The sequence below is a fragment of the Acinetobacter sp. M5A5_2a genome, assembly GCF_053345265.1.
Genome location: NZ_JBKEZV010000001.1, coordinates 20,818 through 46,436, shown reverse-complemented (window position 1 = coordinate 46,436; position 25,619 = coordinate 20,818). Strand labels below are relative to the sequence as shown.

At 37.2% G+C, this 25,619-nt stretch carries 27 protein-coding genes and 1 tRNA gene; 19 read left to right on the top strand and 9 right to left on the bottom strand.

The window, feature by feature from the left end:
* Nucleotides 1–943 precede the first annotated feature (943 nt).
* A tRNA-Ile gene (locus ACLBWE_RS00215) sits at nt 944–1,020 on the top strand.
* Between the two features lie 187 nt (nt 1,021–1,207).
* Here the strand turns inward: ACLBWE_RS00215 and ACLBWE_RS00210 are convergent.
* The gene (locus ACLBWE_RS00210; protein ID WP_447600425.1) at nt 1,208–2,071 is read right to left on the bottom strand and encodes a hypothetical protein; all 864 of its coding nucleotides are present in this window, start codon (nt 2,069–2,071) and stop codon (nt 1,208–1,210) included.
* A gap of 279 nt (nt 2,072–2,350) precedes the next feature.
* On the opposite strand from ACLBWE_RS00210, the gene ACLBWE_RS00205 reads away from it, so the two are divergent.
* The 3 genes from ACLBWE_RS00205 (at nt 2,351) to ACLBWE_RS00195 (ending at nt 4,554) form a co-directional block, all read left to right on the top strand.
* Nucleotides 2,351–2,923, top strand: coding sequence for a TetR/AcrR family transcriptional regulator (locus tag ACLBWE_RS00205; protein WP_045125357.1), 573 nt, complete (start codon nt 2,351–2,353; stop codon nt 2,921–2,923).
* 175 nt (nt 2,924–3,098) lie between these two features.
* Nucleotides 3,099–3,644 carry a 1-acyl-sn-glycerol-3-phosphate acyltransferase gene (locus tag ACLBWE_RS00200; protein ID WP_009388278.1) on the top strand — a complete coding sequence of 182 codons (546 nt, stop codon included), beginning with the start codon at nt 3,099–3,101 and terminating at the stop codon, nt 3,642–3,644.
* Nucleotides 3,645–3,804: 160 nt separating this feature from the next.
* Nucleotides 3,805–4,554, top strand: a complete 750-nt coding sequence (locus ACLBWE_RS00195) for a YebC/PmpR family DNA-binding transcriptional regulator (RefSeq protein WP_003651352.1) — start codon at nt 3,805–3,807, stop codon at nt 4,552–4,554.
* Between the two features lie 44 nt (nt 4,555–4,598).
* On the opposite strand, the gene ACLBWE_RS00190 is transcribed toward ACLBWE_RS00195, so the two are convergent.
* Complete coding sequence (locus tag ACLBWE_RS00190; protein WP_004642558.1) at nt 4,599–5,069, bottom strand: Lrp/AsnC family transcriptional regulator; 471 nt, start codon at nt 5,067–5,069, stop codon at nt 4,599–4,601.
* Nucleotides 5,070–5,413: 344 nt separating this feature from the next.
* On the opposite strand from ACLBWE_RS00190, the gene ACLBWE_RS00185 reads away from it, so the two are divergent.
* A complete protein-coding gene (locus tag ACLBWE_RS00185) occupies nt 5,414–6,727 on the top strand; it encodes a DcaP family trimeric outer membrane transporter (protein ID WP_447600421.1) in 1,314 nt (437 codons plus the stop codon).
* Nucleotides 6,728–6,781: 54 nt separating this feature from the next.
* Here ACLBWE_RS00185 and ACLBWE_RS00180 read toward each other — a convergent pair whose 3' ends face one another.
* The 5 genes from ACLBWE_RS00180 to ACLBWE_RS00160 all read right to left on the bottom strand — a co-directional run bounded on the left by ACLBWE_RS00180 (nt 6,782) and on the right by ACLBWE_RS00160 (nt 11,356).
* Nucleotides 6,782–7,525, bottom strand: coding sequence for an amino acid ABC transporter ATP-binding protein (locus ACLBWE_RS00180; RefSeq protein WP_042896581.1), 744 nt, complete (start codon nt 7,523–7,525; stop codon nt 6,782–6,784).
* Nucleotides 7,526–7,538: 13 nt separating this feature from the next.
* Nucleotides 7,539–8,216 (bottom strand): amino acid ABC transporter permease, encoded by a 678-nt coding sequence (locus ACLBWE_RS00175; RefSeq protein ID WP_447600418.1) that lies wholly within the window; start codon nt 8,214–8,216, stop codon nt 7,539–7,541.
* A 2-nt stretch (nt 8,217–8,218) separates the two neighbouring features.
* A complete protein-coding gene (locus tag ACLBWE_RS00170; RefSeq protein ID WP_004642555.1) occupies nt 8,219–9,061 on the bottom strand; it encodes an amino acid ABC transporter permease in 843 nt (280 codons plus the stop codon).
* 93 nt (nt 9,062–9,154) lie between these two features.
* Complete coding sequence (locus tag ACLBWE_RS00165; protein WP_004642554.1) at nt 9,155–10,048, bottom strand: amino acid ABC transporter substrate-binding protein; 894 nt, start codon at nt 10,046–10,048, stop codon at nt 9,155–9,157.
* 543 nt (nt 10,049–10,591) lie between these two features.
* Entirely contained in the window at nt 10,592–11,356 is a 765-nt protein-coding gene (locus ACLBWE_RS00160) for a glutathione S-transferase family protein (protein WP_447600415.1), read from the bottom strand.
* Nucleotides 11,357–11,700: 344 nt separating this feature from the next.
* Here ACLBWE_RS00160 and ACLBWE_RS00155 point away from each other — a divergent pair, with 344 nt between their 5' ends.
* From ACLBWE_RS00155 to ychF, 8 genes are all read left to right on the top strand, one after another.
* Nucleotides 11,701–12,936, top strand: coding sequence for an SfnB family sulfur acquisition oxidoreductase (locus tag ACLBWE_RS00155; RefSeq protein ID WP_447600413.1), 1,236 nt, complete (start codon nt 11,701–11,703; stop codon nt 12,934–12,936).
* Nucleotides 12,937–12,948: 12 nt separating this feature from the next.
* Complete coding sequence (locus ACLBWE_RS00150; RefSeq protein WP_447600411.1) at nt 12,949–14,172, top strand: SfnB family sulfur acquisition oxidoreductase; 1,224 nt, start codon at nt 12,949–12,951, stop codon at nt 14,170–14,172.
* The gene (locus ACLBWE_RS00145; protein WP_447600409.1) at nt 14,172–15,584 is read left to right on the top strand and encodes an LLM class flavin-dependent oxidoreductase; all 1,413 of its coding nucleotides are present in this window, start codon (nt 14,172–14,174) and stop codon (nt 15,582–15,584) included. The genes ACLBWE_RS00150 and ACLBWE_RS00145 overlap by 1 nt, the downstream gene beginning before the upstream one ends.
* A 14-nt stretch (nt 15,585–15,598) precedes the next feature.
* Nucleotides 15,599–16,429, top strand: coding sequence for a MetQ/NlpA family ABC transporter substrate-binding protein (locus ACLBWE_RS00140; RefSeq protein WP_447600407.1), 831 nt, complete (start codon nt 15,599–15,601; stop codon nt 16,427–16,429).
* A gap of 13 nt (nt 16,430–16,442) precedes the next feature.
* On the top strand, nt 16,443–17,276 hold the full coding sequence (locus tag ACLBWE_RS00135; protein WP_447600405.1) for a MetQ/NlpA family ABC transporter substrate-binding protein: 834 nt from the start codon (nt 16,443–16,445) through the stop codon (nt 17,274–17,276).
* Nucleotides 17,277–17,281: 5 nt separating this feature from the next.
* Nucleotides 17,282–18,358, top strand: a complete 1,077-nt coding sequence (locus ACLBWE_RS00130; RefSeq protein WP_447600403.1) for a methionine ABC transporter ATP-binding protein — start codon at nt 17,282–17,284, stop codon at nt 18,356–18,358.
* On the top strand, nt 18,339–18,998 hold the full coding sequence (locus ACLBWE_RS00125; RefSeq protein ID WP_056479479.1) for a methionine ABC transporter permease: 660 nt from the start codon (nt 18,339–18,341) through the stop codon (nt 18,996–18,998). The genes ACLBWE_RS00130 and ACLBWE_RS00125 overlap by 20 nt, the downstream gene beginning before the upstream one ends.
* A gap of 93 nt (nt 18,999–19,091) precedes the next feature.
* Nucleotides 19,092–20,183, top strand: a complete 1,092-nt coding sequence (gene ychF / locus ACLBWE_RS00120) for a redox-regulated ATPase YchF (protein ID WP_004642544.1) — start codon at nt 19,092–19,094, stop codon at nt 20,181–20,183.
* A gap of 45 nt (nt 20,184–20,228) precedes the next feature.
* Here the strand turns inward: ychF and ACLBWE_RS00115 are convergent, their stop codons facing one another.
* Complete coding sequence (locus ACLBWE_RS00115) at nt 20,229–20,756, bottom strand: Mpo1 family 2-hydroxy fatty acid dioxygenase (protein WP_443272343.1); 528 nt, start codon at nt 20,754–20,756, stop codon at nt 20,229–20,231.
* Between the two features lie 95 nt (nt 20,757–20,851).
* Here ACLBWE_RS00115 and ACLBWE_RS00110 point away from each other — a divergent pair, with 95 nt between their 5' ends.
* Nucleotides 20,852–21,556 (top strand): Crp/Fnr family transcriptional regulator, encoded by a 705-nt coding sequence (locus ACLBWE_RS00110; protein ID WP_447600399.1) that lies wholly within the window; start codon nt 20,852–20,854, stop codon nt 21,554–21,556.
* Between the two features lie 171 nt (nt 21,557–21,727).
* A complete protein-coding gene (locus ACLBWE_RS00105) occupies nt 21,728–22,024 on the top strand; it encodes a hypothetical protein (RefSeq protein ID WP_447600397.1) in 297 nt (98 codons plus the stop codon).
* Between the two features lie 71 nt (nt 22,025–22,095).
* Here the strand turns inward: ACLBWE_RS00105 and ACLBWE_RS00100 are convergent, their stop codons facing one another.
* A complete protein-coding gene (locus ACLBWE_RS00100) occupies nt 22,096–22,566 on the bottom strand; it encodes a hypothetical protein (RefSeq protein WP_201784109.1) in 471 nt (156 codons plus the stop codon).
* A 121-nt stretch (nt 22,567–22,687) separates the two neighbouring features.
* Here ACLBWE_RS00100 and ACLBWE_RS00095 point away from each other — a divergent pair, with 121 nt between their 5' ends.
* The 4 genes from ACLBWE_RS00095 (at nt 22,688) to purT (ending at nt 25,596) form a co-directional block, all read left to right on the top strand.
* A complete protein-coding gene (locus ACLBWE_RS00095; RefSeq protein ID WP_447600952.1) occupies nt 22,688–23,410 on the top strand; it encodes an AzlC family ABC transporter permease in 723 nt (240 codons plus the stop codon).
* Between the two features lies 1 nt (nt 23,411).
* Nucleotides 23,412–23,753, top strand: coding sequence for an L-valine transporter subunit YgaH (ygaH, locus tag ACLBWE_RS00090; protein WP_003651314.1), 342 nt, complete (start codon nt 23,412–23,414; stop codon nt 23,751–23,753).
* A 132-nt stretch (nt 23,754–23,885) separates the two neighbouring features.
* Complete coding sequence (locus tag ACLBWE_RS00085) at nt 23,886–24,275, top strand: tautomerase family protein (RefSeq protein ID WP_056479469.1); 390 nt, start codon at nt 23,886–23,888, stop codon at nt 24,273–24,275.
* A 103-nt stretch (nt 24,276–24,378) separates the two neighbouring features.
* Nucleotides 24,379–25,596 (top strand): formate-dependent phosphoribosylglycinamide formyltransferase, encoded by a 1,218-nt coding sequence (purT, locus tag ACLBWE_RS00080; protein WP_080632523.1) that lies wholly within the window; start codon nt 24,379–24,381, stop codon nt 25,594–25,596.
* Nucleotides 25,597–25,619: the final 23 nt, after the last annotated feature.

Genomic DNA, 25,619 nt, shown 5'->3' with positions numbered 1-25,619 from the left:
AGATTTACCCTATTGTTCAGCCCCTATTTCCGTCAATATTATACAAAGCAAGAAGCCTACTTAAAAAGCAGGCTTCTTACTGTATTTCAGGACTAAGCAATAGTTTTTTATTTTGGATAAAATACATTTATACTTTATTAAAACCTAGCATTTTAGTCAAGAATAAAATTAATAAAATACAATCATTTGTATTCCATGTGAAAGCAATCACACTTTAAGTTTTATATAGAAAACACATTAGGAAAAGAAAGAAATTTCAATGATAAAAATTTCGAACTTTTCCACTTAAAAGTTCTATGTTTTGAATAAAATGAGATAAAGCCCTTAATTTTAAAATAAGCTCACTTTTATTCATCTTTTTTTGTTTTTCGTCTTTAAAGCTTTATTCATCCTATATATTAGATTATTTATTTTAAAAACTTTGACTCTCAATATTTTATAAGTAATTTTTCGATTATATCCAAACTTCCAAAAATTGAAGGAAAAGTCCTTTATAGGTTCTAAAAATAATTAATCCTAAATTTATAAATTGCATACGATACATACATGCACAAATCAGCTTGTGCTCTACTATTTTTTGGTAAACCTATCTAACTTAATCTTGTCAGTATTATTCCAATAATCTCCCACAACTTGGTTATATTTCAAACAATATATATTTTAAGAGAATTAATAATTTGAATCGAAAAGACAATTAAGCCTCTACCACTATAAGTTGCTGGCTGGAATAAGTTCTAATTGATCGATAAATAACTTAGTTCACTTTACTCGCGAAGTACTCATACGCTAGAATCACTATCGCTTGTAATATTTAACCAAAACAACACAATATTTTTTGGGCTACGATGTGCCTACTTTAGAAAATGACTTGTGTTTAATTAAAAAATTGATTAGTATTGCACGCACTGAAAAGCCTTGAGATTAAAAGCTTTTCTTGCTTATAGGGCCTATAGCTCAGTTGGTTAGAGCAGCGGACTCATAATCCGTTGGTCCCGTGTTCAAGTCACGGTGGGCCCACCAAATACCAAACCTCATAAATTAAAAGTTTATGGGGTTTTTTAATATGTATTCAAATAGAATTTGGTTCACCGTTATAAACAATACTTAAAATTTAATTATCAAATTTTAAAATTTATTTTTATTCCCAAATTTTTCAGCTTTTTTAAAATAAATTTTCTTTGTGCACTGAATATTTCTACTTCATCTATTAAGCTAAGATTTGTTTCCGCATAGGTTCGGAATGTTCTAATTGAGTATCCCAGAACTTTTCCCATAAATCACAATACTCTAAGCATATCTTTTCAATATAGTTATAATCTTCTTCTGTACAAGCTTGCATCAAGACATACCATAAGTCTTCTTCATGATCATCATCCGCGGCTTCGGCACTCTCATCCTCAGAAATACCATGTACATGATAATAACCACCACCCTCCACCTCCAAACCGACGGCTTTAGTTGCTTTACGTAGAGGTGGACTGTAAAGGATAACCTCTTCTTCAGCGACTGCTAATAAAGCTGAAACAGCTTTATAGTCATGATAAGCATTTTCTAAAAATACTCTAACTTGATCTGCAATGTCACTTGGTTGATAAGTCAGACGATCTTCTCCCGTAATACCAAAATCATTTAATACATCTTCAAATAAAGGATAGTGAGCATATTCTGGGTTTCCCTGATAATAACCATCTTTGTCTAAACCAGGTCGAAATCCAAACTCATCAAAAATATTTAGACTTAAAAGAAAACGTGGAAACATTTTTGCACCAGCATGCAATCTTGGCTCTAATTGCTTAGTTTGAAATTGAGCCATGAGCAGTGCATCAGTAAAAGTTTGTACAATTGCATGACGATATTCTAAGTGAATTTTTTTTAAATTTTCTTTATTAATTTTTCCGTTATTTAAAATATCAATTGCTGGATGATTTGACACGGCATGGTTAGCGATTTTTGCTCTTAAACGGGACAAAAAGTCTGAATTTTTTTCCCATAGTTCAGCTGAAATGCTTTGCTTCATCCCTGCGAGTGCTTTCTTTCTAGGATTATTAAAATTCTCAAATTTCTTAGGCATATCCACTCTCATTAAACTTATTGAAGCCTGATCGATTTTTACATATTTTATTATAAAAACAATGACTTAAATTAATATTTAAATATGTTCCTTTATCAATCAATATTAGAATTAAAATCGTACGAAATCAAATAGAAATTTTCAAAAAAAACCCAGATAATGATAATCATTATCACAATATAAACTTGTATCCAATCCCTTTTTTTATTATGATAATTCATATTAAAATTTAAATTTTTTAGATTAAGTTATAATTAGTTCTAACTATATGGAATAGTAATGTCAAAAAAAGAAGATATTATAAATACTGCTTTAAATTTATTTAATCAGATTGGATACAATGCTACTGGTGTTGACCGTATTATTGCTGAATCTAATGTTGCAAAGATGACATTTTATAAATATTTTCCTTCGAAAGAAAATTTAATTATGGAATGTTTGCAACATCGAAATTTAAATATTCAAAATTCAATTAATGAACAACTAAGTTTACGTCAAGATGCTAACCCGCTTGAGAAAATTCATATTATTTTTAATTGGTATATTGAATGGATCAATAGTGAAACATTTAATGGATGTTTATTTAAAAAAGCATTTATTGAAGTATCTAAACAATATACTTCAATTCGTGAACCATTTTACGAATATACGAAGTGGTTGACTCATTTATTACAAGAACAGCTCACTCAATTAGGGATAGAAAACCCTACTCCACTTACTCACATCATTATTTCTATTATCGATGGTATGATTATTGATGGAACAACAGATAAAGCGCTTATTAACTCTGAAAAAATTTGGCAATATATTGAATATTTAATTAATGAAGAGATACCTCAGCAGGTCTCTTAATTTTAAAATTATCTAAGTTTATTAAGTTTAAAAGAAAAATAAAAAGAACTTTTTAAATCTTCTACAGCTTAGATAATCTTCATTTTTGATGCTCTACTTCAGCTTTCATAATTTTTCTATGCTTTTTTACAAACTCATATTAGAATCCTGAAAATTTATCACCTTGCACTGATCTATGAAAAAATTTCTAGGTAACTCTATCTTTAAAGCTGCTGGTTGGACCTATAATGTAGATCCCGAAATTCTTGAGAAAAAACAAGTTATTATTGGCTTTGAACATACATCAAATCTAGATGCAGTGCTATCTATTGCTCTCTTCCAAATTTTAGACATTAAGATTCATACTTTAATAAAGAAAGAACTTTTTAAGGGTCCTCTTAAGCCAATTCTAGAAAAACTTGGTGGCATTCCCGTTGACCGCAAAGCGAGTAAAGATATTGTTTCTCAAATGGTTGAACAATTTCAAAATCATGAAACTTTTAACTTGGTGATTGCTCCTGAAGCTACTCGTGCCAAAGACGGCTCTGAACGTAAACCTATCCGTACAGGTTTTTGGCATATTGCCAAAGCAGCTAATGTTCCCATTGTACTCATGTATGCTAACGCGCGAAGTAAACAAGGCGGAATTCTAGGAAAAATTTACCCAACAGACTTACAAAAAGATTTGGAAACAATTAAAGAGCTATATGCGCAATTTGACATAGACGTCAAAATTAACTAAATCAAATTGGACTTGATTCGGCCTAATCTTACTCATTAGGTCTTAAGTTTATTATTCTTATTCAATTGGCTAACAAAACGCAGAGCAACGGTTTTCAACAAAACCAAGCCTATGCTAATATTCCAGCACTTTTGCATTTTCTTTTTTGGAGTTCACGTCCATGGCGGGTCATTCTAAATGGGCCAATATTAAGCATCGTAAAGCGAAACAAGATGCAAGTCGCGGTAAAGTTTTTACTAAATATATTCGTGAAATTGTGACTGCTGCCAGACTTGGCGGTGGAGATGCTGCTAGCAACCCTCGTCTGCGTGCAGTAGTTGAAAAAGCTCTTTCAGTTAATATGACACGTGACACCATCAACCGTGCAATCCAACGTGGTGCTGGTGGTGAAGATAATGATGATTTAAAAGAAGTAACTTACGAAGGTTATGGTGTTGGCGGTGTTGCTGTTCTTGTTGAAACAATGACAGATAACTTAAACCGTACAGTACCAGATGTACGTCACTGTTTTAGTAAAACAAATGGTAACCTAGGAACTGCGGGTTCTGTAGCTTATCTATTTACTAAACGTGGTGAAATTACTTTTGAAGATGTTTCTTTAGAAGACAAAATCATGGAAGTTGCTTTAGAAGCTGGCGCTGAAGATATTGAAATTTCTGAAGATGAAATTTTGGTAATCACGTCACCAGAAACTTTTGGTGAAGTCCAAGATGCTCTGACTGCTGCTGGTTTAAAATCTGACAATGCAGAAGTGGTTATGAGTCCATCAACAAAAGCTGAAATTACTGATGTCGACCAAGCAAAACAAATTCTTAAAATGATTGATATGTTTGAAGATCTCGATGATGTGCAAAACGTTTATACCAACGTTGAGTTCACAGATGAGGTATTGGCTCAACTTGATGCCTAAATCAAACATTTGAATTAAAAAAACGCACCATTGGGTGCGTTTTTTTATAGTTTATTTAATAAGTTATAGCAGTTAAAAACATTATATTTTTTAATAACAAAGCTGGAATGCAAAGCAACCACATTGTCAATTTTTCCAATACGTCTTAATAAAATTTCGCTGTAGTCATCCATGTTGCGTGCTACAAGTTCCAAAATAAAATCGGCACTTTGCCCTGTCACTAGAAATGCATTGGTCACTTCTGGAATTGCTTCTATTTCGGAAAGAAACTTATCAAATGTTTCAGTGTCATGCTTACTCAATGAAACTTGCAATAAGATGTGCAAGGTAAAGCCGAGTTTACTAAAATTAATTTCCCTTTTGAGCTGCCCCATAACGTTGGCTTCAATCAGGTGTTTAATCCGGCGATGCACAGAACTGACTGACAGATTGATCCGTTCTGAAAGTTCATTCAAATTTAAGTCTTCATGAGACAAAATTTCTAGAATTTGTTTATCAAAACGATCTAACTCCATTCCTATCTCCAGCCAGAATTTACAATGAGGACAGTATACCCTATACAACTGCGACGCATTGAAAAATACAAAGGTTTAAAAATAGCTAAAACATTTATTTCTTTTACATATTTTATTGCAGTTATGCATTTTAACCGTGCAAATAGTGGAGCATATGACTCATTTTAGAGAGTCAATTTCATGCTCTCATTTATTTTTTTCAATGAAAGGTCTTATTTACACTTGTATTTTAACATAAACCAATGATAAAAATAGAAATTTGACTATTTTTCTAAATTCTTAAAGTTGGCATTATTATTGTTATGTATTTGCAGGAAATTTTTTATCCATGTCGGGGAATGCCTGTGAATAAGATCAAAACACTAGTGCTAGCAATGAGTTCTTTAGGTGTAATTAGCGTGACGATGCCTGTGCATGCAGCTACAGATGCTGAAGTTAATGCGTTACGTGATGAGGTAAAGGAATTAAAACAACTCGTCCAGAAACTATCTGATCAACAAAAAACAGCTTTATCTGTCAGTGCTCCACCAGCACCTCCCGCAACACCTGCGGCTTCTACCTCTCCTGTATCAAAACCAGGTTGGATGGCAATGGCAGATGGACAAACCCAAGTCAAGCTTTATGGTAGTGTCCGTGCAGATGCAACCTATGACTTTAAAGGTTCAAATGGTAGCATTTCAAATGGCGCTAACTACCCTTTAAATAAAGATGACCCAAGACAAGATTCTTTAAATGTATCTGCTGCAACCTCAAGAATTGGTCTAGACATTACTCGGCCTACCCAATACGGAGATTTAAACGGCAAAATTGAAGCCGATTTCATGGGTGGAAATGGCGATAATGGTAATGGGACCTTCCGTGTTCGTCATGCTTATATGTCTTTAGGTAAATGGTTAGCTGGTCAAACGACCTCACCTTTTGTAAACACTGATACATCGCCAGAAACAGTAGATTTTAATGGCGCTATTGGTACCGGTACTACGCGTACAGTACAGGTTAGATACACTCAGCCAATTAATGCACAACAAAAAATATTAGTTGCCTTAGAAGGTGGTGATGTTGAAAAAGCTGGTAATGCTGCCGGTGGGAGCCGTTTTCCTGCTTTAACAGCACGATATGATTTCAAAACTGCAGATAATAAAGGCCTATTACAGTTACATGGTCTTGCCCATGAAAACCGTGTAGCTCCAAAAGATAGCGCTTCTGAAGAAAAATTTGGTTGGGGTGTTGGGGTTGGTGGTAAATATGATTTAACTCCTCAAGATAGCTTGGTTGCTAATTACTATCACGTTAAAGGAGATGGCCGCTATTTACTTTATAGCAATTCTGCTTATGCCTATGACACAACAACACAAGATATTAATTTAGGTGAATTCGATAGTGCCGTTATTGGCTATCAACGGAAATGGAGTCCTATCCTCCGCTCTACTTTTGCAATAGGCGGTATTCAATATAAAGATGATAGCATTTACGCAAATAGCAATTTAACCAGTACCAGTTATAACAAAGAAATTTATAATGCCTTGGTCAATTTAATCTGGAATCCAGTTAAAAGTATTGATTTAGGTGCAGAATATACTTACGGCCAGCGAGAAACTTTCGCAGGAGATAAGGGTGATTACTCTCGTATTAATTTATTAGCAAAATATAGTTTCTAAAAAATTGGATGCAAAAAAAGAGCCTTTCAAAAGGCTCTTTTTTTATTAGCGGTATTAATGCATGGCTTGAATTTTTTCTAAGAAAAGCTTCGCACGTTCGTGGCGAGCGTCTAAGTTATCAAAAAATTCATGCGTTGGGCAATCTTCCAAAATCTTACCTTCATCCATAAAAATTAAACGGTTAGATACTCTTTTAGCAAAACCCATTTCATGTGTAACGCACATCATGGTCATACCTTCATGTGCAAGTTGCACCATCACTTCAAGTACTTCACCGACCATTTCAGGGTCAAGTGCAGAAGTTGGTTCATCAAATAACATACAGATTGGGTCCATGGACAAGCCACGCGCAATCGCTACACGCTGCTGCTGTCCACCAGACAATTGACCCGGAAACTTATCTTTATGCGCAAGTAAACCTACACGCTCTAAATATTTCAGACCTTTTGCACGAGCGTCAGCAACTGAACGCTTTAACACTTTAACTTGAGCAATTGTTAAATTTTCCAAAACAGTCATGTGTGGAAAAAGTTCAAAGTGCTGAAAGACCATTCCCACTCGTGAACGGAATTTAGCAAGATCCGTTTTGGGATCTTTCAGAGAAACGCCATCAACAATAATGTCGCCTTGTTGAAATGGTTCTAACGCATTTACTGTTTTAATGAGTGTTGATTTTCCTGAACCAGACGGCCCGCAAACAACAACGACATCACCTTTTTCAATACTCGTCGTGCAATCTGTTAAAACCTGAAAATCACCATACCATTTAGAGATATGTTGGATGTCTATCATTGGCATTTAAAATCTCCAATTAGCGAATGATGGCAATTTTTTGCTGTAAGCGTTTGACTAATTGCGACAGCACAAACGAACTACAGAAGTACACTACAGCGACGATTAAATAGAATGTTGCTTTCGTTTCAGGACCATAAGTATTAGCCAATGTATCTGCACGACCTAAAAAGTCTGGTGCACTAATCACATACACTAATGAGATATCCTGAAATAGAATAATTGTTTGAGTTAACAATACTGGGAGCATGTTACGAAAGGCTTGAGGTAAAACCACATAGCGCATTGATTGACTATAGGTAAAACCTAGCGCGTAACCTGCATTTACCTGACCTCTTGAAATAGACTGAATTCCGGAACGTACAATTTCCGAGAAAAATGCAGCCTCAAAAATAGCAAAAGTCACAACACTCGAAAACAACGGTCCCCAATATGTATCAGATTGAAACTCAAATATTTTTGGCAACAAAAAGTAGAAAATAAAGATTACCTGAATCAATGGAATACCACGAAACAGATCGACATAAAATTTTGCGAAATTACTTGCGATGGCATTGCTTGATAAACGCATCATTGCCAATGGGGTTCCGATCAGGATACCTCCCAACATCGCCAATACAGTCACGGTAAGGGTAAAAACGAAACCTTCTTTGAGTGCCGCGATCACGTCAGGATTGTGTAATAAAGAAAAATCCATAATTACTTCCCTCCCGAACCTAAGCCAGGTACAGCCATTCGTTTCTCAATCCATGCCATTACAAATTTAATGCTATAAGTAATGATCAAATAAACAGGTGTAGAGAGAATAAGAATAATGATGTCCTGAGAAGTTTCTTCTCGCATGGTTTTTGTATAAGCGAAGAAGTTCAAAACGCTCAAAGCATATAAAACAGCTGAGTTTTTGAAAACGTTCATTGCTTCAGAAGTAATCGTGGGCCACACTGTACGATATGCAACAGGTAAAATGACATAACGATAGCTTTGTGCAGTGGTAAAACCTACTGCGGAAGCAGCAAATTTTTGTCCTGTTGAAACAGTATTAATACCAGCACGTATGTGCTCAGATACACGCGCAGCTGTGTAGAGACCTAATGCAAAAACACCAATAACCGCAGGTTGCTGATTTAAAAGATTTTTCCACCATCCACCAGCGACAACATCTCCACTGCCTGCACTTATGCTATCCGGCAAAAATTCCGGAAAAACAAATGCCCAGAAGAATAGCTGCACAATAAGTGGAATATTACGGAAAATTTCAACGTAACAATTGCCAATAAATGCGAGAGGTTTGTTGGGTAATGTACGAATTACCCCTAGGAGAGAACCTAATAAAAATGCGATAAGAAAGGCTATAACAGCTGTCCAAACCATAGTAAAGACGCCTGAACCTAACATTTGTAACCATGTGGGCGCTTCAGCATGAGCATTGTAGCTTGAGCTACCAATTACTCTACAGACTGATTCTGCCCATGCGGCTTTATCGACACCATATTCATTAGACTCCGCACAGAATATAGTCCAGTTTAGCGAGCCGACTGACATGTTTGCCCCTTAAATGAATATCTTTAGGAAAATAGACCGCTTAAGCAAGTGAGGTCTCACTTGCTTAAGTAAATTTAGGACAAAAAGATCTTGTTAGATCCCTGCATCTGTTGGGTGAGCTTTTAATTTTTTATAAGATGAACTTTGTGGCATGTTCAAATTTGTATTTTTTGGTGGAATTGGCGATAAGAACCACTTCTTATATAAAGCGTCCATTTGACCAGTTTTCCATAGATTATTTACAGTACGGTCAGCAATCGCTTTAAATTTTGTATCACCTTTAGCAAGCATAATGCCATAAGGCTCTGATGAAAGTACTGGACCAACAATTGCGAAAGCTTTAGGTGTAGAAGACTTGGCAACTAAGCCAGCTAAAATATTATCATCCATGACAAATGCAGCAGCACGACCTGATGCCATCATTGCAAAAGAGTCAGAGTGATCTTTACCATAGATGTTTTGGATATTAAGCGCTTGGCCTTTTTCATTCATCTTGATGTATTTATCGGATGTTGTACCTTGAGTTGTTACTACAGCCTTGCCATTTAAATCTGCCAAACTCTTAATGCCAGAGTTCGCTTTAACTGCCATACGTACTTCAGTCGCATAGTAGTTTGTTGAGAAACCAACCTGTTCTTGGCGTTGCTTAGAGTTTGTGGTCGTACCACATTCCATATCGATATTGCCTGCTAAAAGTTCAGGAATACGAGTTGATGAAGTTACTGCCTTGTACTCAACTTTTAGCCCAGGCATTTTCAATTCTTTTTTAATGTCATTTGCAAACTGGTTACAGATATCGACTGCATAACCTACTGGTTTACCTGCAACAACATATGAAATTGGGTCAGAAGATTCTCGGTGGCCAATGACGATTTTTCCGCTGCTTTTAATTTTAGCTAATGTATCTGCTGCCTGAATTTGAGAAGTAGCACCAACCGTACAAAGCATAAATGTTGAAATAATGAGAGAGGTTGCAGAACGTTTCATAAGAACTCCTTGATGATCATTCTCTCTATTTATCTATAGAATCATTCATATAGAGAAATAGAGTGATTTATTATTAAATTGCAATTATCGAGCCAACTTTTCCAAGTAGGACACATCCATTTGCTTCACTTATTTTATTCAATCTGTTTTGCAGAATTAATACCTTTAAAACTGCTCACATGTTTCTACTTTAATCTATATTTTAATCTTCTGTCTATTATTAAGCTCACCTAATTACACTTAAATGTGGCAATTATTGATTACATTGTAAACACATGCACAATAAAGAGGCTTAACTTCTTCTAAAAACTGTTTTTAGAAAAATTATATTTTCTGCAAAATTATAAAAATTAAACTTATTAGAGATTTAGCTAAACATTAAATTCACATTGTAAAAAGCAACTTAAGCATCAAAATAATATATGCAAATGGTTTAATAAAAATCATTTAGAAAATTGATAGTAATATTTAGATAAATGAGTAGCCTTAGAAATATTACAAAAATGCCCTGAGAAAATCAGGGCATTTTATAAATTATAAAGTTTAAATTCCTCGCCAATCTACGCGCGCGTTTCTTTCGGTTTGATATATTCTTAAAACATATTGGCCTAGAGGCAAATCAAGTAAATATTTTTGATAGTTGCTCCATTCTGCAGAAACTTCTTCAGCCTCTTCACGCTCCCACGGCGTACCTTTTACCTCTAGTAGTGGTGCAAGCATCGAACAGACAGAAATATCGGCAAGACTTAATCGGTCGCCCACCATATAGCGCGCTTGATTTTCTATTAGATACTGGTTTAGTTCATTTATGAGTTCGTCCATTTTCTCTTTGGACTGGCTCACTAACTCCTCTTCAAGCTTATAGTTCTTCTTTACGAGTGTTTTGAGAAAAGGTTTTGATATTTTTTCAAACTGACGTAAATAACCTTGTTCACCCATCATAATTTCTAGAGCATGGTCCCCTTGGGCTAAATTATGTGCTAATGCCCAACGACGCACATGTATCCCAAGATCATCAGCCAAACTATCGATTTTAAGTGTTTGTTGCCTAAGTTGCTCGTCACGACGTAAAAGCACATGTTCTGGGTAGGTATCATCCAGATAAAGTGCAATTTTGGTTGATTCAGCAATCCATTGATGATCATCTTTCAAAATTGGCAGCAAATTTTGCCCTGTTTTGAGTTGTGCGAAAGCACGATGAAACCCTGGAATCAAGTTATGAGCCACATAATCAAGTTCTTTATGGTCTAACAACCAGCGAGCTTTTTCACAATAATGGGACAAAGGGAACTGATACAAAACCCGCATAAAATCTCCACGTTTATTTTTATTTGACTATTTGTACAAAAATGGTCGATGGTAAGTAGATACTTTAGAAGCTATTTTTAGTGAAAACAATGGATATTGTGCTCATTTTTGCTGACAGTTAAGTCTATTTTTTTTATATCTTTTTTTACCGTACTTATTGCTCTTTTTCATATTAAAACGAGTTTTGTTATTATTTTTTTGCATTAATAATATAAAGTGTTGATTAATATAAACTTTATATATCTTTATTTATCCTTTAAAAATCAAAAAAAATGCTTTGCACTTTATTTCATAAGCTGAGCATAAGTCCTCGTTTAGTGGAAAAATATTTCTTTTGTAAGGTAATGACAGCAATACAAGGTGTCATTATGTCTAATTCTCTATCTAAAACGACGGCATACGTCCAAGTCATTCAAAATGATCAACAAGCCATTAATGCCGCTTATCAAGTGGCGGATTATGCTTTAGAGGGTCGTAATACACGTGATCAACAACGCTTATTACCTCATGAGCAAATCGAAAGCTTTAGCCAAAAAGGCTTAGGCGGAATCCGAATTGCAAAAAAATATGGCGGAGCTTTTGTGTCGAATAAAACCTTGGCACAAGTTTTCCGTATTTTAAGTAAAGGCGATGCAAATGTTGGTCAGATTCCACAAAATCAGATTAGCCTTTTAAACCTGATCGAAATCTTGGGTACAGAACAACAAAAACAATTTATCTTTTCAGAAATATTAGCAGGAAAACGTCTTGCCAACGGTGGCCCAGAACGTAATACACATGACTCAAAAACGCTAAAAACCACGCTCACCATTGAAAATGGCAAATATATTTTAAATGGTGAGAAATTTTATTCGACTGGAACAAGTTTTGCCCATTGGCTTGCAATTAAGGCCGTTCATCTTGAAGGCCATGTCGTTTTAGTAATTGTTAACCGAGATACTCAAGGCATTGAAGTCATTAATGACTGGAATGGCTTTGGTCAACGTACAACTGCGAGCGGTACAGTTAAATTAAATGATGTTGAAGTTAATCCTGAACTTATTTTTGATGAACGCTTATTAACACAAGCCCCAACCTATCGCGGTGCTTATTCGCAGTTATTACAAGTTGCAATTGATGTTGGCATTGCAGAAGCCGCTTTTGAAGATACCTTATCGACCATTCATAAAGCACGACCGATTATTGATGCAAATGTTGAAAAAGCCAGCTTTGAACATTACACCCTGCAAGAAGTAGGTAAGTTAAATATTGTGCTCGATGCTGCAATTTTATTACTTGATGAAGCTGCTGAATATTTAGATGAACTTGACCAACTTGAAAATGTGACTGATGAACAAGTAGCGAAAGCTTCAATTTTGGTTGCTGAAGCGAAAGTCTATGCCAATGATGCCGCTCTACAAATCTCTGAAAAACTGCTGGAACTTGGCGGTAGCCGTTCAAGTTTAAGCCAGCACAATTTAGATCAACATTGGCGAAATGCCCGTGTACATACATTACACGACCCTGTTCGTTGGAAATTACATGCCATTGGCAATTATTACCTTAATGGTCATTTCCCTGCCCGCCATGCCTGGATTTAAGGAGAAATTGTCATGACTTCATATCAATCGGTTCAAACTAAACAAACATCGGCATCAAACCAAGCACACATTATTCAAAATGATGCTGAAGCTTTAGAAATTGCTAAACAATTTGCTGAGCAATTTAAAAAAACCGCAGTAGAACGCGATACCAAGCGTATTTTACCGTATACCGAAATTGATGCCTTAAGCCAGTCTGGGCTCTGGGCAATTACAGTACCAAAGCAATATGGTGGTGCCGAAGTTTCAAGCCATACTGTAGCTAAAGTAATTGCCCTTTTAAGTGGTGCAGATGGTTCAATCGGACAAATTCCACAAAACCATTTCTATGCTTTAGAAGTCTTACGCAATACGGGAACAGAAGCTCAAAAACAACGCTTATATGGCGAAGTGTTAAATGGCACGCGCTTTGGTAATGCACTTGCTGAATTTAAAACAAAAACTTCGACTCACAAACAAACCAATATCCGTCCTCATGAAAATGGATACTTGATTCAGGGTGAAAAGTTTTACTGCACAGGAAGTTTATTTGCTCACCGTATTCCAACCTTAGTTTTAGATGATGCAGGCCGAGAATATCTGGCTTTTGTAAAAAGTGGTTCGCAAGGATTAAAACTTGTCGATGACTGGTCTGGCTTTGGACAGAAAACCACAGGCAGCGGCACAGTTAAGTTTGATCAGGTTTTTGTAGATGCAGACGATGTCATTCCTTTTGATACTGCATTTTTACAACCGACCTTAGTGGGCCCTTTTGCTCAAATTATGCATGCATCGATTGAGGTAGGCATTGCACGTGCAGCCTTTGAAGAAAGCTTGCAAAGAGTACATCAAGCTCGCCCGTGGATTGATTCAAAAGCAGAAACGGCAAACCAAGATCCTTTAACAATTTATGAATTAGGACGCATTGCCGTAGATGTACGAGCAAGTGAAGTTCTATTAAAACAAGCTGCTCAATCAATTGATGCCGCAAAAATTGAAACCACACCTGAAAGTATTGCTAAAGCTTCAATTGATGTTGCCAAAGTACGTGCTCATAGTAGCGATATCGCATTAAAAGCGTCTTCGAAGCTGATTGAACTTGCTGGTAGCCGTGGTAGTCAAGCACAAGATGGCTTAGACCGTTTCTGGCGCAATGCACGCGTGCATACGTTACATGATGCTGCACGCTGGAAATATTACTTTATCGGCAACTATGTTCTGAATGGTGTTCTACCACCTCGTCGGGGGACATTGTGATGACTGATTTTAAAGCTAAAGAGATTTTGCTGAATGCCTTTGATATGAACTGTGTTGGGCATATCAATCATGGTTTATGGACACATCCACGTGATGAGTCACACCGTTTTAATGAACTGAGCTATTGGACAGAACAAGCCAAAACCTTAGAAAGTGGTTTATTTGATGGTTTGTTTATTGCCGATATTACAGGTGTGTATGACGTCTATCAAAATGGCATTGACCTCACTTTAAAAGAGTCAATTCAGCTCCCGAGCCATGACCCATCTACACTCATCTCGGCAATGGCAGCAGTCACTCAAAACTTGAGTTTTGGAGTCACTGTGAACTTAAGCTATGAGCATCCGTATCAATTTTCTCGTCGCTTTGCGAGTCTTGATCATTTAACTCAAGGTCGTATTGGCTGGAATATCGTTACCGGTTATCTAGATAGTGCAGAACGCCTAATTGGTCAAAAAGGTTTAAAAGATCACGATGCACGTTATGAACAAGCCGAGGAGTTTTTAGAACTTTGCTATAAATATTGGGAAGGTTCATGGGAAAACGACGCAGTCAAAAAAGATAAAGTCCAACGTGTTTTTACAGACCCATCTAAAGTTCACACCATTCACCACCACGGAAAATATTACCAAAGTGAAGGTGTATTTCAGGTGTCTCCTTCTGTGCAACGCACCCCAACACTGTTTCAAGCTGGTGCTTCACCCAAAGGTATGCAGTTCGCTACTCGTCATGCTGAGTGTGTATTTATTGGCGGCGACAAACCCGACAAAATACGCGAACAAGTGAAAAAGATTCGTGCGCTTGCCGAACAACAAGGTCGTTCAGCGGATGACATTAAAGTCTTTGTCGGTATAACCGTTGTTGTTGCTGAAACACATGATTTAGCTGTACAAAAACTTAATGAATATCGTCAGTACGCAAGTCCTGAAGCAGGCTTAGCTCATTATGCGAGTTCAACAGGTATTGACCTAAGTAAGTTTGACGATGATGAAGCAATTCCATATCAAAAAAGTAACAGCATTGTTTCGATTACCGAAAAATTTAAAGAACAGCAAATCACTAAAAATGATTTAAAAGCTCAACATGTTTTGGGTGGTCGTTATCCACTCATTGTCGGTAGTGGCGAAGAAGTTGCTGAATATTTAATTCATCTTTTAGATGAAACCGATATTGATGGCTTTAATTTGACGCGTACTGTTGCACCTGAGTCTCACCACGACTTTATTCGCTTGGTCATTCCTGAGCTGCAACAACGTGGTCGCTATAAAACTGCATATAAAACGGGTTCACTACGGAACAAAATCTTTAATCGGGGTGATCAATTACCGAAACAGCACCCTGTTCAAGCGTTCCGATGTAGTCCCTATAACAACAGCAAAAACTTAACAAAAATTGAAGAAATAACTGCTTAAATTTGGAGATAGACATGGCTCAAACAGCCTCTAAAAAATGGCTAGGCGTAGGCTTAGTCGTTGTAGTCCTTTTTGTTGCTTTATTCTTTTGGAATAAACACCGTCAAAGTGGCTCAAATGAACTTGTAATTGGCATTAGTCCACCATTTGCAAAAACTTTACAAGCTGCTGCCGATGAAGCAAAGCTACAGGGTTTAAATGTGAAACTGGTTGAATTTTCTGACTGGAATACACCAAACATTACGTTAAATCATGGGGATATTGATGCGAACTTTTTCCAGCATCAACCGTTCTTAGACAATGCAATTAAAGAAACTGGCTTTAAATTAAAGGCATTTGCAGTGGGTGCAGCATCACATGTGGGACTTTATTCAAAGAAATATAAAAGCTTAGATGAATTGCCACAAAATGCACGTGTAGTCATTCCAAATGATCCAGTGAACCAAGGTCGTGCCCTACTACTTTTACAGCAAGCTAAATTAATTACGCTTAAAGATTCAAACAATCATTTCTCTGCACTTAAAGATGTTGTTTCAAATCCTAAAAACTTGCAATTCATCGAGGTTGAAGGACCACAGACTGCTCGTGCAATTGATGATGTTGACTTGGCTTTTGGCTACCCACATTACTTGCGCTTAGCAAAAACAGCTGACCCTGAGAGTGCACTTTTACTTGATGACAATACCAATAAACGTTATGCCATTTTATTTGTAGTACGTGACGACTATCAGGACAAGGGCGACAAATTAAAGAAATTTGTTGAGATTTATCAGAACTCGCCAAAAGTTAAAGCTGTCTTAGATGCTGAGATTGGGCCAACGCTTTGGTTCCCGGGCTGGAAGTAATAACGGAAAGATTATGGCTATTCAGTTCAAACAATATAAGCCTTGGTTACTCGGAATTACGATTTTAATCGTAATTCTGGGTCTCATCGGCTATCGCTATATTAAAAATAAGCAAACCGATGATGTTTTAACGATTGGCATTAGCCCGCCTTATGCTGAGCTATTACAAAGCGTTGCCAATGAAGTTGAAAAGCAAGGTGTTCATGTCAAACTTGTTGAATTTTCTGACTGGCGAGCACCGAATGTTGCCGTACAAAACGGCGATATTGATGCAAACTTTTTCCAGCAAAGCGTATTTCTACGTAATGCTGTCAAAGAAACTGGTTATGACTTACATGCATTTGCCGTGGGTTCAGGAAGTCACGTAGGCTTATATTCAAAAAAATATAAAACACTTGATGATTTACCTTCACAGGCACGCGTTGCTATTCCAAACGATCCAGTCAATTTAGCTCGTGCCTTAATTTTGCTACATCGCGCTGGCTTAATTCAGCTCAAAGATAGCAACAATGAACTTTCGACCACCCAAGACATTATTGCTAATCCTAAACAGCTGAGCTTTGTTGAAGTTGAAGGCCCTCAAACTGCACATGCATATAACGATGTCGATTTAATTTTCGGCTTCCCCCACTACTTAAAAATGGCAAAGGTAACCGACCCGCATAGCGCATTATTTTTAGATCCAATTGATAAAAAATATGCAATTTTGTTTGTAACTCGTCGTGATTACCAAGATAAAAACCAAAAACTTGCAACCTTCGTCAAGGCATTCCAGAACTCAAAACAAGCGCAGGATATTCTGGATAAAGACTTTGGCAAAGGTATGTGGTTTAAAGGCTGGAAATAAGGAGAATGACGATGGTGAGTTTTGGATCACAAGTTGATTTTTCTCTACCCCATATCAAAATTCGCGGTTTAAATAAATTTTACCAATCGCAGGGTCAAAAACTGCATGCCTTAAAAGAAATTAACCTTGATGTTCCCAAAGGTAAAATCTTAGGCATTATTGGTAAAAGCGGTGCAGGCAAATCTTCCTTGCTCCGTACTTTAAATGGCTTGGAACAAGTGAATACTGGCAGTATTCATATTCATCAACAAAACATTGCTGAATTGAGTCATGCCGAGCTCATCCAAACCCGTCAACGGATTGGAATGATTTTCCAACATTTCAACTTAATGTCTGCAAAAACAGTTTGGGAAAATGTGGCATTGCCCTTAAAAGTTTCCAATTACAACAAAGCAGATATCGACCAACGTGTAAATGAAGTTTTGGCACTGGTGGGATTAGCAGATAAGTCGAACTACTATCCCTCACAACTTTCTGGTGGGCAAAAGCAACGTGTCGGTATTGCACGCGCACTGGTTCACCACCCTGAAATTTTACTTTGTGATGAAGCGACCTCCGCACTTGATCCAGAAAGTACAGCCACTATTTTGGCTTTACTTAAGAAGATTAATCAGGAGCTTGGCTTAACTATTGTATTAATCACTCATGAAATGCAGGTTATTCGAGAAATTTGCGATCAAGTCGTAGTGATTGATCAAGGTGAGATTGTAGAGGCTGGACAAGTTTGGTCTGTGTTCTCACGACCAGAGCAACAAATTACTCAAGAATTACTGAATCTTGAACAGATCACCCTGCCTTTTAAGATCAGTCCGTTACCCGATGAAAATTCGACTCATATTATTATAAAACTTAAATATGAGGCTGAAGCACATCAGGTTCCTGATATTCAAGAACTACTTGCTAGATTTAAAGCACCAGTCAATTTATATCAAAGTCAGGTCGATACCATTCAAGGGCACATTATTGGCTCGCTTTTAGTGGGTATTCCTAATGTAGAAATTGATATTTCATCCATACGACAAGATGCATTAACAGCAATTGCACAATTTGAGGTACTTGGCTATGCCCGACCAGCTCATTGATCTATTAATTACTGGAACTGTAGATACCTTACTTATGGTGGGTGCATCTGCATTGATTGCTTTTTTAATTGGCTTACCGATTGCTGTTGTTCTAGTGAGTACTTCTGAGCATGGCATTCACCCATCACAAAAGATTAATCAGGCTTTGGGCTGGGTAATCAACATTACTCGCTCTGTACCTTTTCTTATTTTAATGGTTGCCCTGATTCCACTGACTCGCTGGATTGTAGGTACAAGTTATGGCGTTTGGGCAGCCGTTGTTCCATTAACGATTGCTGCAATTCCCTTCTTTGCCCGTATTGCAGAAGTCAGCTTACGCGAAGTCGATCAGGGCTTAATTGAAGCTGCGCAAGCCATGGGTTGTAACCGTAAACAAATTATTTGGCATGTGCTATTACCAGAGGCTTTGCCAGGTATTGTTGCGGGCTTTACTGTCACAATTGTTACCATGATTAACTCCTCTGCGATTGCTGGTGCTATTGGTGCAGGTGGCTTAGGAGACATCGCTTATCGTTATGGCTATCAACGTTTTGATATGCAAATTATGGTGGCTGTAATTTTAGTGTTGATTGTTTTAGTCATGTTAGTACAAGCAACTGGTGATGCATTAGCCCAGCAACTTGATAAACGTAAAGTTTAAACTCAACAGAACCCTGCTCTAGCCATGACTTTGTCATGGCTTTCATGTAAAATCAGCGACAATTTTTAATTTACACATTTGTGAGTGGTTTTCATGGGTTTTAATTGCGGTATTGTTGGTCTGCCAAACGTAGGGAAATCTACCCTTTTCAATGCATTAACGAAAGCAGCAATTGCAGCGGAAAACTTCCCTTTCTGTACCATTGAGCCAAACACAGGTATTGTTCCTGTACCAGATCCACGTCTAGACAAACTTGCTGCGATTGTTAAACCGCAACGTATTTTGCCAACTACAATGGAATTTGTGGACATTGCAGGTCTTGTTGCTGGTGCATCAAAAGGTGAAGGCTTAGGTAACCAATTCCTTGCTAACATCCGTGAAACTGATGCAATTGCTCACGTGGTACGTTGTTTCGAAGATGAAAACGTGATTCACGTAAACGGTAAAATTGATCCGTTAGATGACATCGCAACCATCAATACTGAACTTGCACTTGCAGACCTTGAAACTGTTGCTAAAGCAATTTTACGCTTAACTAAAGTTGCTAAAGGCGGTGACAAAGAAGCTGTTGCAACTAAAGCAGTTTTAGAAAAAATCCAACCATTACTAGACGAAGGTAAACCAGCTCGTGCGGCTGATTTGTCTGATGACGAACGTAAATTAGTTCGTGGTTTTGGTTTAATGACTTTAAAACCAACGATGTATATTGCCAACGTTGCTGAAGATGGTTTTGAAAATAACCCACATTTAGATGCAGTAAAAAAACTTGCTGCGGAAGAAAATGCAATTGTTGTTCCTCTTTGCAACCAGATCGAAGCTGAAATTTCATTATTAGAAGATGAAGATCGTGCTGAGTTCCTAGAAGCAATGGGCATGGAAGAACCAGGCTTAAATGTGGTTATTCGTGCAGGTTATGCACTTTTAGGTTTACAAACTTATTTCACTGCTGGTGTACAAGAAGTACGTGCATGGACAGTAAAAGTTGGTGCAACCGCTCCTCAAGCAGCTGGTGTTATTCATACTGACTTTGAAAAAGGCTTTATCCGTGCTGAAGTTGTTGCATATGATGACTTCGTACAATACAACGGTGAAAACGGCGCTAAAGAAGCTGGTAAATGGCGTTTAGAAGGTAAAACTTACGTTGTTCAAGACGGCGATGTAATGCACTTCCGTTTTAACGTTTAAGTTAAAGCTTAAAAAAGCCCCAACATATTGGGGCTTTTTTTATATTTATAAGGAATGATTCAGATCCATCATCTCTCGTTTACTACGTGCTTCTTTCAAAATTCGCTCATGCAATGGTTTTCTAAAACCCAGCATAAATATAAATTCTGCCAATACAAATAACGGCCCAATCGCAAGTCCTATTACATCATCCACAAAAGCTGGTTTTTTCTTTTCGAAATAATGCCCAACAAACTGAAAGACCCACCCCACCACAAAGAAGCCAATACTTGCTGCTAACCATTCTCCCCAAGATAATTGAGCAATTTGGCTCGCCAGTGGATAGACAGCGACTAAAAGAATCAGCATGAGTAAACCAAATACTTTATCTAAAATAAAATAATAAATCGTACTAGCTGCAATCAACACTATAGCTAAAGTCAGTTTAAAATCGCCAATATCGACTCCAGCTCTTGCAGTTAAACATAAAATTGAAAACACGATGAGCGGAATACCGATAAAATGCGTCAAAATATTTTTATGATTTAAGTGGTAAGCAGCATATTTGCTAAGCTGTTGCTCCAGATTCGACATGAGTTGTTCCCTATTCATCTATCTATAGTCATACTGTACAAATAAGGAAAACTTAAAGTTGTCAGCTATTTGACAAAGTAGTGATTTTTTCATGGATGGCCCCAATATTGGACCTTATTTATATTAACCGACTAAAAGAAAATACATGGTTTAGTGTGCTTCCAGAAGCATTCCAAAACTTTATTCTAGAACATGGTAAGCAAAGAACTTTTGAAAAAAATAGTTATGTTTTCCGTGCCCAAGATGTGTTTGATGGCATTTATACCGTGCTTGAAGGCTCAATTAGCTTAGGTTATGTCGATGTAAATGGTAATGAAGCACTTTCTGCAATTGCTGAACCAATTATGTGGTTTGGCGAAATATCGCTGATTGATCATGAACCGCGCTCGCACGATGCGATTGCTTTGAAAAAAAGTACGGTTTTGCATATTCCTGCGAATCCCTTAAATGAGCTACTCAAAGAAAATCCCTATTACTGGTATTATTTTGCACGTTTAACCAGTCAAAAACTTAGGTATGTCTTCTTAGAACAGATTGCTATCCAAACACGCAGTATTTCTCAAAGGCTTGCTCAGCGTCTTCTATTTATTTTAGAAGGTTATGGTAATCATATTCTTATTCAAGATCATCACATTCATATTTCTCAAGAACAATTGGCAAATATGTTAACTACCTCCAGACAGACCATCAATCATGAACTAAGCCTGTTCGAAAAACAAAAGATCATCAAAATTGCTTTTAAAAAAATTGAGATTTTAGATATTGAAAAATTGAAAGTAATTGCTCATGTCCATTCGTGATTCTTGCTAAGGCAGCTATATAACAAAAACTTAAAATTAAATTAAAAAATTAGATAACGCTGCAAAACAAAACATTGTTCAAACTCTATTTCACAAAATAAATGTTTTAAAGCAGATATTTTCATTTTACACTCAGGCTGAGCAATAATACTCAACAAGGCGCTGATTAACATGAAAAAATTATCAACAATTCTTACAGCAGGCGTATTGGCTATGTTAAGTGTTTCGGCATTTGCATGTCCAAAAGGAACTCAATTACAAGGCGGTACAGGACCAAATCATAAAGGCGGAAAATGTGTTGCTGCACACGGCAAAGCAACTGCTAAAAAAGAAGTAGCAAAAGCAAAACAAGATGTTAAAAAAGATATGACTGAACAAAAGCATGAAGCCATGACGAAATCTATGCATGCTCAGCATGATGCAAATCAAATGAAACATGACACAATGAAACCAGCAACAAAACCTTAATTAACATTCACTCATTATCGTTTAAAAGCAAAAAAGCGAGATTGATCATCTCGCTTTTATATTTGTCTGCTTTATTTTGGAGAAGTATTTCCAAGGCTTGGCTTCTCAATTGCATCCTTACATTGAGCTTTATCTCGCTCATAATCTGCCTGCTTCTTAGCAACTGAATCATTATTTTCAAGCGTTTCGCGAGCCCACACATCTAGACTAGTAAGAGCTTTACGACAAAGCGCATATTTCCCTTCTGTCACTGAGTCCGTCATTTTCACATTAATACGCCAGTCCGTACTCAATTGACGTAAAGGTTTACGAACTTCGTCATCGATTTGACTCAGTTGCTTTTCATAAACCAAATGCTCAACCGTATTAATTAATGTCCATGCTTTTTGAGCATAAACAGTTGCATCATTGGTTAGTTTCGGTGCTGGTTTAATTTCTACTTTTTTTTCTGCACCCTGATTACCATTGTCACAGCCCTGCAATGTAAAAATACCTGCACTCAACATGGCGATATAAACTAAACGAATCTTTGCGTTGAACATATCAAACTGCCGATTAAACATTTCGGCACTATGCTATTAAATTCGGCTACAATACTCAATCTTTCAAGTATTTTTATCATTTGGTTTATTGCCAAGGTGCATTGTGTCCAAACAACAATTGATGGCTGATCAAACGGCAACTTTTTGGCAAGGTGCCAAAGATAGTCAAGCTATCGTACTCACCTATTTACCCGTTTCTTTTGCCTTCGGTGTTTCTGCATCTCAGTTTGGTTTTACACCATGGGAAGCTTTTTTCCTATCTTGCTCAATGTATGCTGGAGCCAGTCAGTTCTTGGTTGTCGCACTTTTGGCTAGTGGTTCATCTATCTGGTTAACTGCATTAACAGTCATTGCACTTGATATTCGCCATGTGCTTTATGGGCCAGCGCTATACAACCTTATTCCCAACAAGTTAAATCTTAAAAAAACGGCGGTTTGGGCATGGGGATTAACCGATGAAGTTTTTGCAAGTGGCATGATCGAACTTTCACAACGTCGTCAGCAATGGTCTGAGTCTTGGATGTTAGGACTTAGCCTATTTAGTTGGATGGCTTGGGCAACTGGCTCTTTACTAGGCGGATTATTTGCAGATCAGGTCACTCATCTTCCAAAATTTTTACAAGCAGCATTAGACTTCTTATTACCTGCTTTATTTTTAAGTTTTTTATTAGCAGCATTTGAGCGAAAGCATAGCCTTGTAGTTGCTGTATCTTTAGTTGTTTCAGCGTTGTCCTGTTATTGGATTAACCTCTCTGCGGCTATTTTTATTGGTATTCTTTCAGGTATTTTAGCCGGCTTGTTTAAATATTATGTGCTGAAACAACAAGAAGAGGTCGAAGTTTAAAATGAACCTAGAGATTATTCTGGTCGGCATAATTGTGGGTATTGCTAATTTCGCCTCACGTTTTGGACCATTCTTTGTTATACAAAAGCTGCAAGGGACACAGCAAAGACGCGGTTCAGTCTGGTTAAAAATTGCTTTGGGAAGCATTGGTATATCTGCAATTAGCGCCATGCTTGTGGTTGCGACTCTTCCACCACTTCTTGAAAATCCAGACAAGAGTTTCGCCATGCTTATCGGTTTTCTGGTTTTAGCAGGCCTTTATTTTAAATTTAAGAAAATTGTTCCAGCAACTTTAACTGCCGCAATTGTTTATGGCCTGATCTATACTTATTTACCTTTATAAATAGATAAACTCATCTTCCTTATATAAACTAAAACCTAGCCAGAAGCGTTTAAGATTGAAACTTCTGGTATGAAAAATCTAATTTTTTGAATTGATTAAAAAGATAACTTCATCTACCCATTAGAGATAAAAATGTCACAAATTAAAATTTACGCAAATGAACAAACGATTATGCAATATCGAGAATTACTTTCTCATGCCATACATCAAGCCCTCATTGAAGAATTGAAATATCCGGTTGAGAAAAGATTTCAACGTTTTATTAGCCTTAAACCGGGAAACTTTATTTATCCTTCTGACCGTAGCCAACACTACATCATCATTGAGCTTTCAATGTTTATAGGTCGTAGTACAGAAACGAAAAAGAGACTTATCCAAACATTATTTCGCAATATTGAAGAACAATGCAAAATAGCACCTCAAGATATCGAAATTACGATTTTTGAAACACCTAAAGAAAATTGGGGTATTCGCGGTAAAAATGCAGATGAGCTACTTTTAAACTATCAAGTTAATGTATAAATAAAGTACATTCTTAATTGTCCGACAAAATTCATTTTTTATGCGTTATAAGGCTTAACTCCACCATAAGTTCTGCTATGCTTAAAAAAATAATTTTGTCAGGATGATTCGCATGAGCGTGACACTCGGTACCCCACTTCAATCTTCTGCATTTAAAGTTTTATTGTTAGGTTCAGGAGAGCTTGGCAAAGAAGTTGTAATTTCCTTACAACGCCTTGGTGTAGAAGTACATGCAGCCGACCGTTATGATCATGCGCCAGCCATGCAAGTTGCACATTTTTCTTATGTGTTAAATATGGCTGATCCTACTCAATTAAAACAACTCATCGAAAAAATTAAACCGAATTTAATTGTTCCAGAAATTGAAGCCATCGCTACAGAAGTTCTTGTTGAAATTGAAGCGAGCCAAACTGCAACTGTTATTCCTTCTGCCAAAGCTGTAAACCTGACAATGAACCGTGAAGGTATTCGTCGTCTTGCTGCTGAAGAACTTGGTTTACCTACCTCTGCTTACCGCTTTGCAGACTCACTAGAAAGCTTCCGCGCCGCTTCTGATGATATTGGTTATCCAAATTTTGTAAAACCAGTGATGTCATCTTCAGGTAAAGGCCAATCTCGTGTAAAAAGTTTCGATGAAGTCGATGCTGCTTGGGAATATGCGATGCAAGGTGGTCGTGTTAACCAAGGTACGGTTATCATTGAATCTCAAATTGATTTTGATTTTGAAATTACATTACTTACCGTTCGCGCTAAAAACCCTGAAACTGGTGAAATCGAAACTCACTACTGCGACCCAATTGGTCACCGCCAAGACGCTGGTGATTATGTAGAAAGCTGGCAGCCTCAACCAATGACACCTGCTGCACTTGAAGAAGCAAAACGTATTGCAAATAAAGTGACAACAGCACTGGGTGGCTGTGGTATTTTCGGTGTAGAACTGTTTATTAAAGGCGACAAAGTCTGGTTCAGTGAAGTATCACCTCGCCCACATGATACAGGTCTAGTGACTCTAGCATCGCAATTTCAAAGCGAATTTGAACTGCATGCTCGTGCAATTTTAGGATTACCAGTGAACACAGCTCGTCATAGTGTTGCTGCGAGTGCAGTCATTTATGCGGGGGTAGATGCCAACAACTTAAGCTACAGCGGCTTAAATACGGCGTTAGCCAATCCAAATACTGACCTACGCCTGTTTGGTAAACCAGAAGGTTTCAAACGACGTCGTATGGGTGTGGCAACTGCTCGTGCAGAAAATACTGATCTTGCTCGTACTTTAGCGAAAGAAACCGCTGATCAAGTAAGCGTAAAAACCAACTCTTAATATTTACTTATTGGTAGACCCAT

Coding starts and splice junctions, on each gene's coding strand:
- ACLBWE_RS00140 (WP_447600407.1), top strand. CDS start 15,599: ATGGCTCAAACAGCCTCTAAAAAATGGCTAGGCGTAGGCTTAGTCGTT.
- ACLBWE_RS00085 (WP_056479469.1), top strand. CDS start 23,886: ATGTCACAAATTAAAATTTACGCAAATGAACAAACGATTATGCAATAT.
- ACLBWE_RS00105 (WP_447600397.1), top strand. CDS start 21,728: ATGAAAAAATTATCAACAATTCTTACAGCAGGCGTATTGGCTATGTTA.
- ACLBWE_RS00180 (WP_042896581.1), bottom strand. CDS start 7,525: ATGCCAATGATAGACATCCAACATATCTCTAAATGGTATGGTGATTTT.
- ACLBWE_RS00175 (WP_447600418.1), bottom strand. CDS start 8,216: ATGGATTTTTCTTTATTACACAATCCTGACGTGATCGCGGCACTCAAA.
- ACLBWE_RS00145 (WP_447600409.1), top strand. CDS start 14,172: ATGACTGATTTTAAAGCTAAAGAGATTTTGCTGAATGCCTTTGATATG.
- ACLBWE_RS00115 (WP_443272343.1), bottom strand. CDS start 20,756: ATGTCGAATCTGGAGCAACAGCTTAGCAAATATGCTGCTTACCACTTA.
- ACLBWE_RS00160 (WP_447600415.1), bottom strand. CDS start 11,356: ATGCGGGTTTTGTATCAGTTCCCTTTGTCCCATTATTGTGAAAAAGCT.
- purT (WP_080632523.1), top strand. CDS start 24,379: ATGATTCGCATGAGCGTGACACTCGGTACCCCACTTCAATCTTCTGCA.
- ACLBWE_RS00195 (WP_003651352.1), top strand. CDS start 3,805: ATGGCGGGTCATTCTAAATGGGCCAATATTAAGCATCGTAAAGCGAAA.
- ACLBWE_RS00135 (WP_447600405.1), top strand. CDS start 16,443: ATGGCTATTCAGTTCAAACAATATAAGCCTTGGTTACTCGGAATTACG.
- ACLBWE_RS00095 (WP_447600952.1), top strand. CDS start 22,688: ATGGCTGATCAAACGGCAACTTTTTGGCAAGGTGCCAAAGATAGTCAA.
- ACLBWE_RS00130 (WP_447600403.1), top strand. CDS start 17,282: ATGACGATGGTGAGTTTTGGATCACAAGTTGATTTTTCTCTACCCCAT.
- ACLBWE_RS00125 (WP_056479479.1), top strand. CDS start 18,339: ATGCCCGACCAGCTCATTGATCTATTAATTACTGGAACTGTAGATACC.
- ACLBWE_RS00110 (WP_447600399.1), top strand. CDS start 20,852: ATGGCCCCAATATTGGACCTTATTTATATTAACCGACTAAAAGAAAAT.
- ACLBWE_RS00165 (WP_004642554.1), bottom strand. CDS start 10,048: ATGAAACGTTCTGCAACCTCTCTCATTATTTCAACATTTATGCTTTGT.
- ygaH (WP_003651314.1), top strand. CDS start 23,412: ATGAACCTAGAGATTATTCTGGTCGGCATAATTGTGGGTATTGCTAAT.
- ACLBWE_RS00155 (WP_447600413.1), top strand. CDS start 11,701: ATGACAGCAATACAAGGTGTCATTATGTCTAATTCTCTATCTAAAACG.
- ACLBWE_RS00170 (WP_004642555.1), bottom strand. CDS start 9,061: ATGTCAGTCGGCTCGCTAAACTGGACTATATTCTGTGCGGAGTCTAAT.
- ACLBWE_RS00205 (WP_045125357.1), top strand. CDS start 2,351: ATGTCAAAAAAAGAAGATATTATAAATACTGCTTTAAATTTATTTAAT.
- ACLBWE_RS00100 (WP_201784109.1), bottom strand. CDS start 22,566: ATGTTCAACGCAAAGATTCGTTTAGTTTATATCGCCATGTTGAGTGCA.
- ychF (WP_004642544.1), top strand. CDS start 19,092: ATGGGTTTTAATTGCGGTATTGTTGGTCTGCCAAACGTAGGGAAATCT.
- ACLBWE_RS00200 (WP_009388278.1), top strand. CDS start 3,099: ATGAAAAAATTTCTAGGTAACTCTATCTTTAAAGCTGCTGGTTGGACC.
- ACLBWE_RS00150 (WP_447600411.1), top strand. CDS start 12,949: ATGACTTCATATCAATCGGTTCAAACTAAACAAACATCGGCATCAAAC.
- ACLBWE_RS00210 (WP_447600425.1), bottom strand. CDS start 2,071: ATGCCTAAGAAATTTGAGAATTTTAATAATCCTAGAAAGAAAGCACTC.
- ACLBWE_RS00190 (WP_004642558.1), bottom strand. CDS start 5,069: ATGGAGTTAGATCGTTTTGATAAACAAATTCTAGAAATTTTGTCTCAT.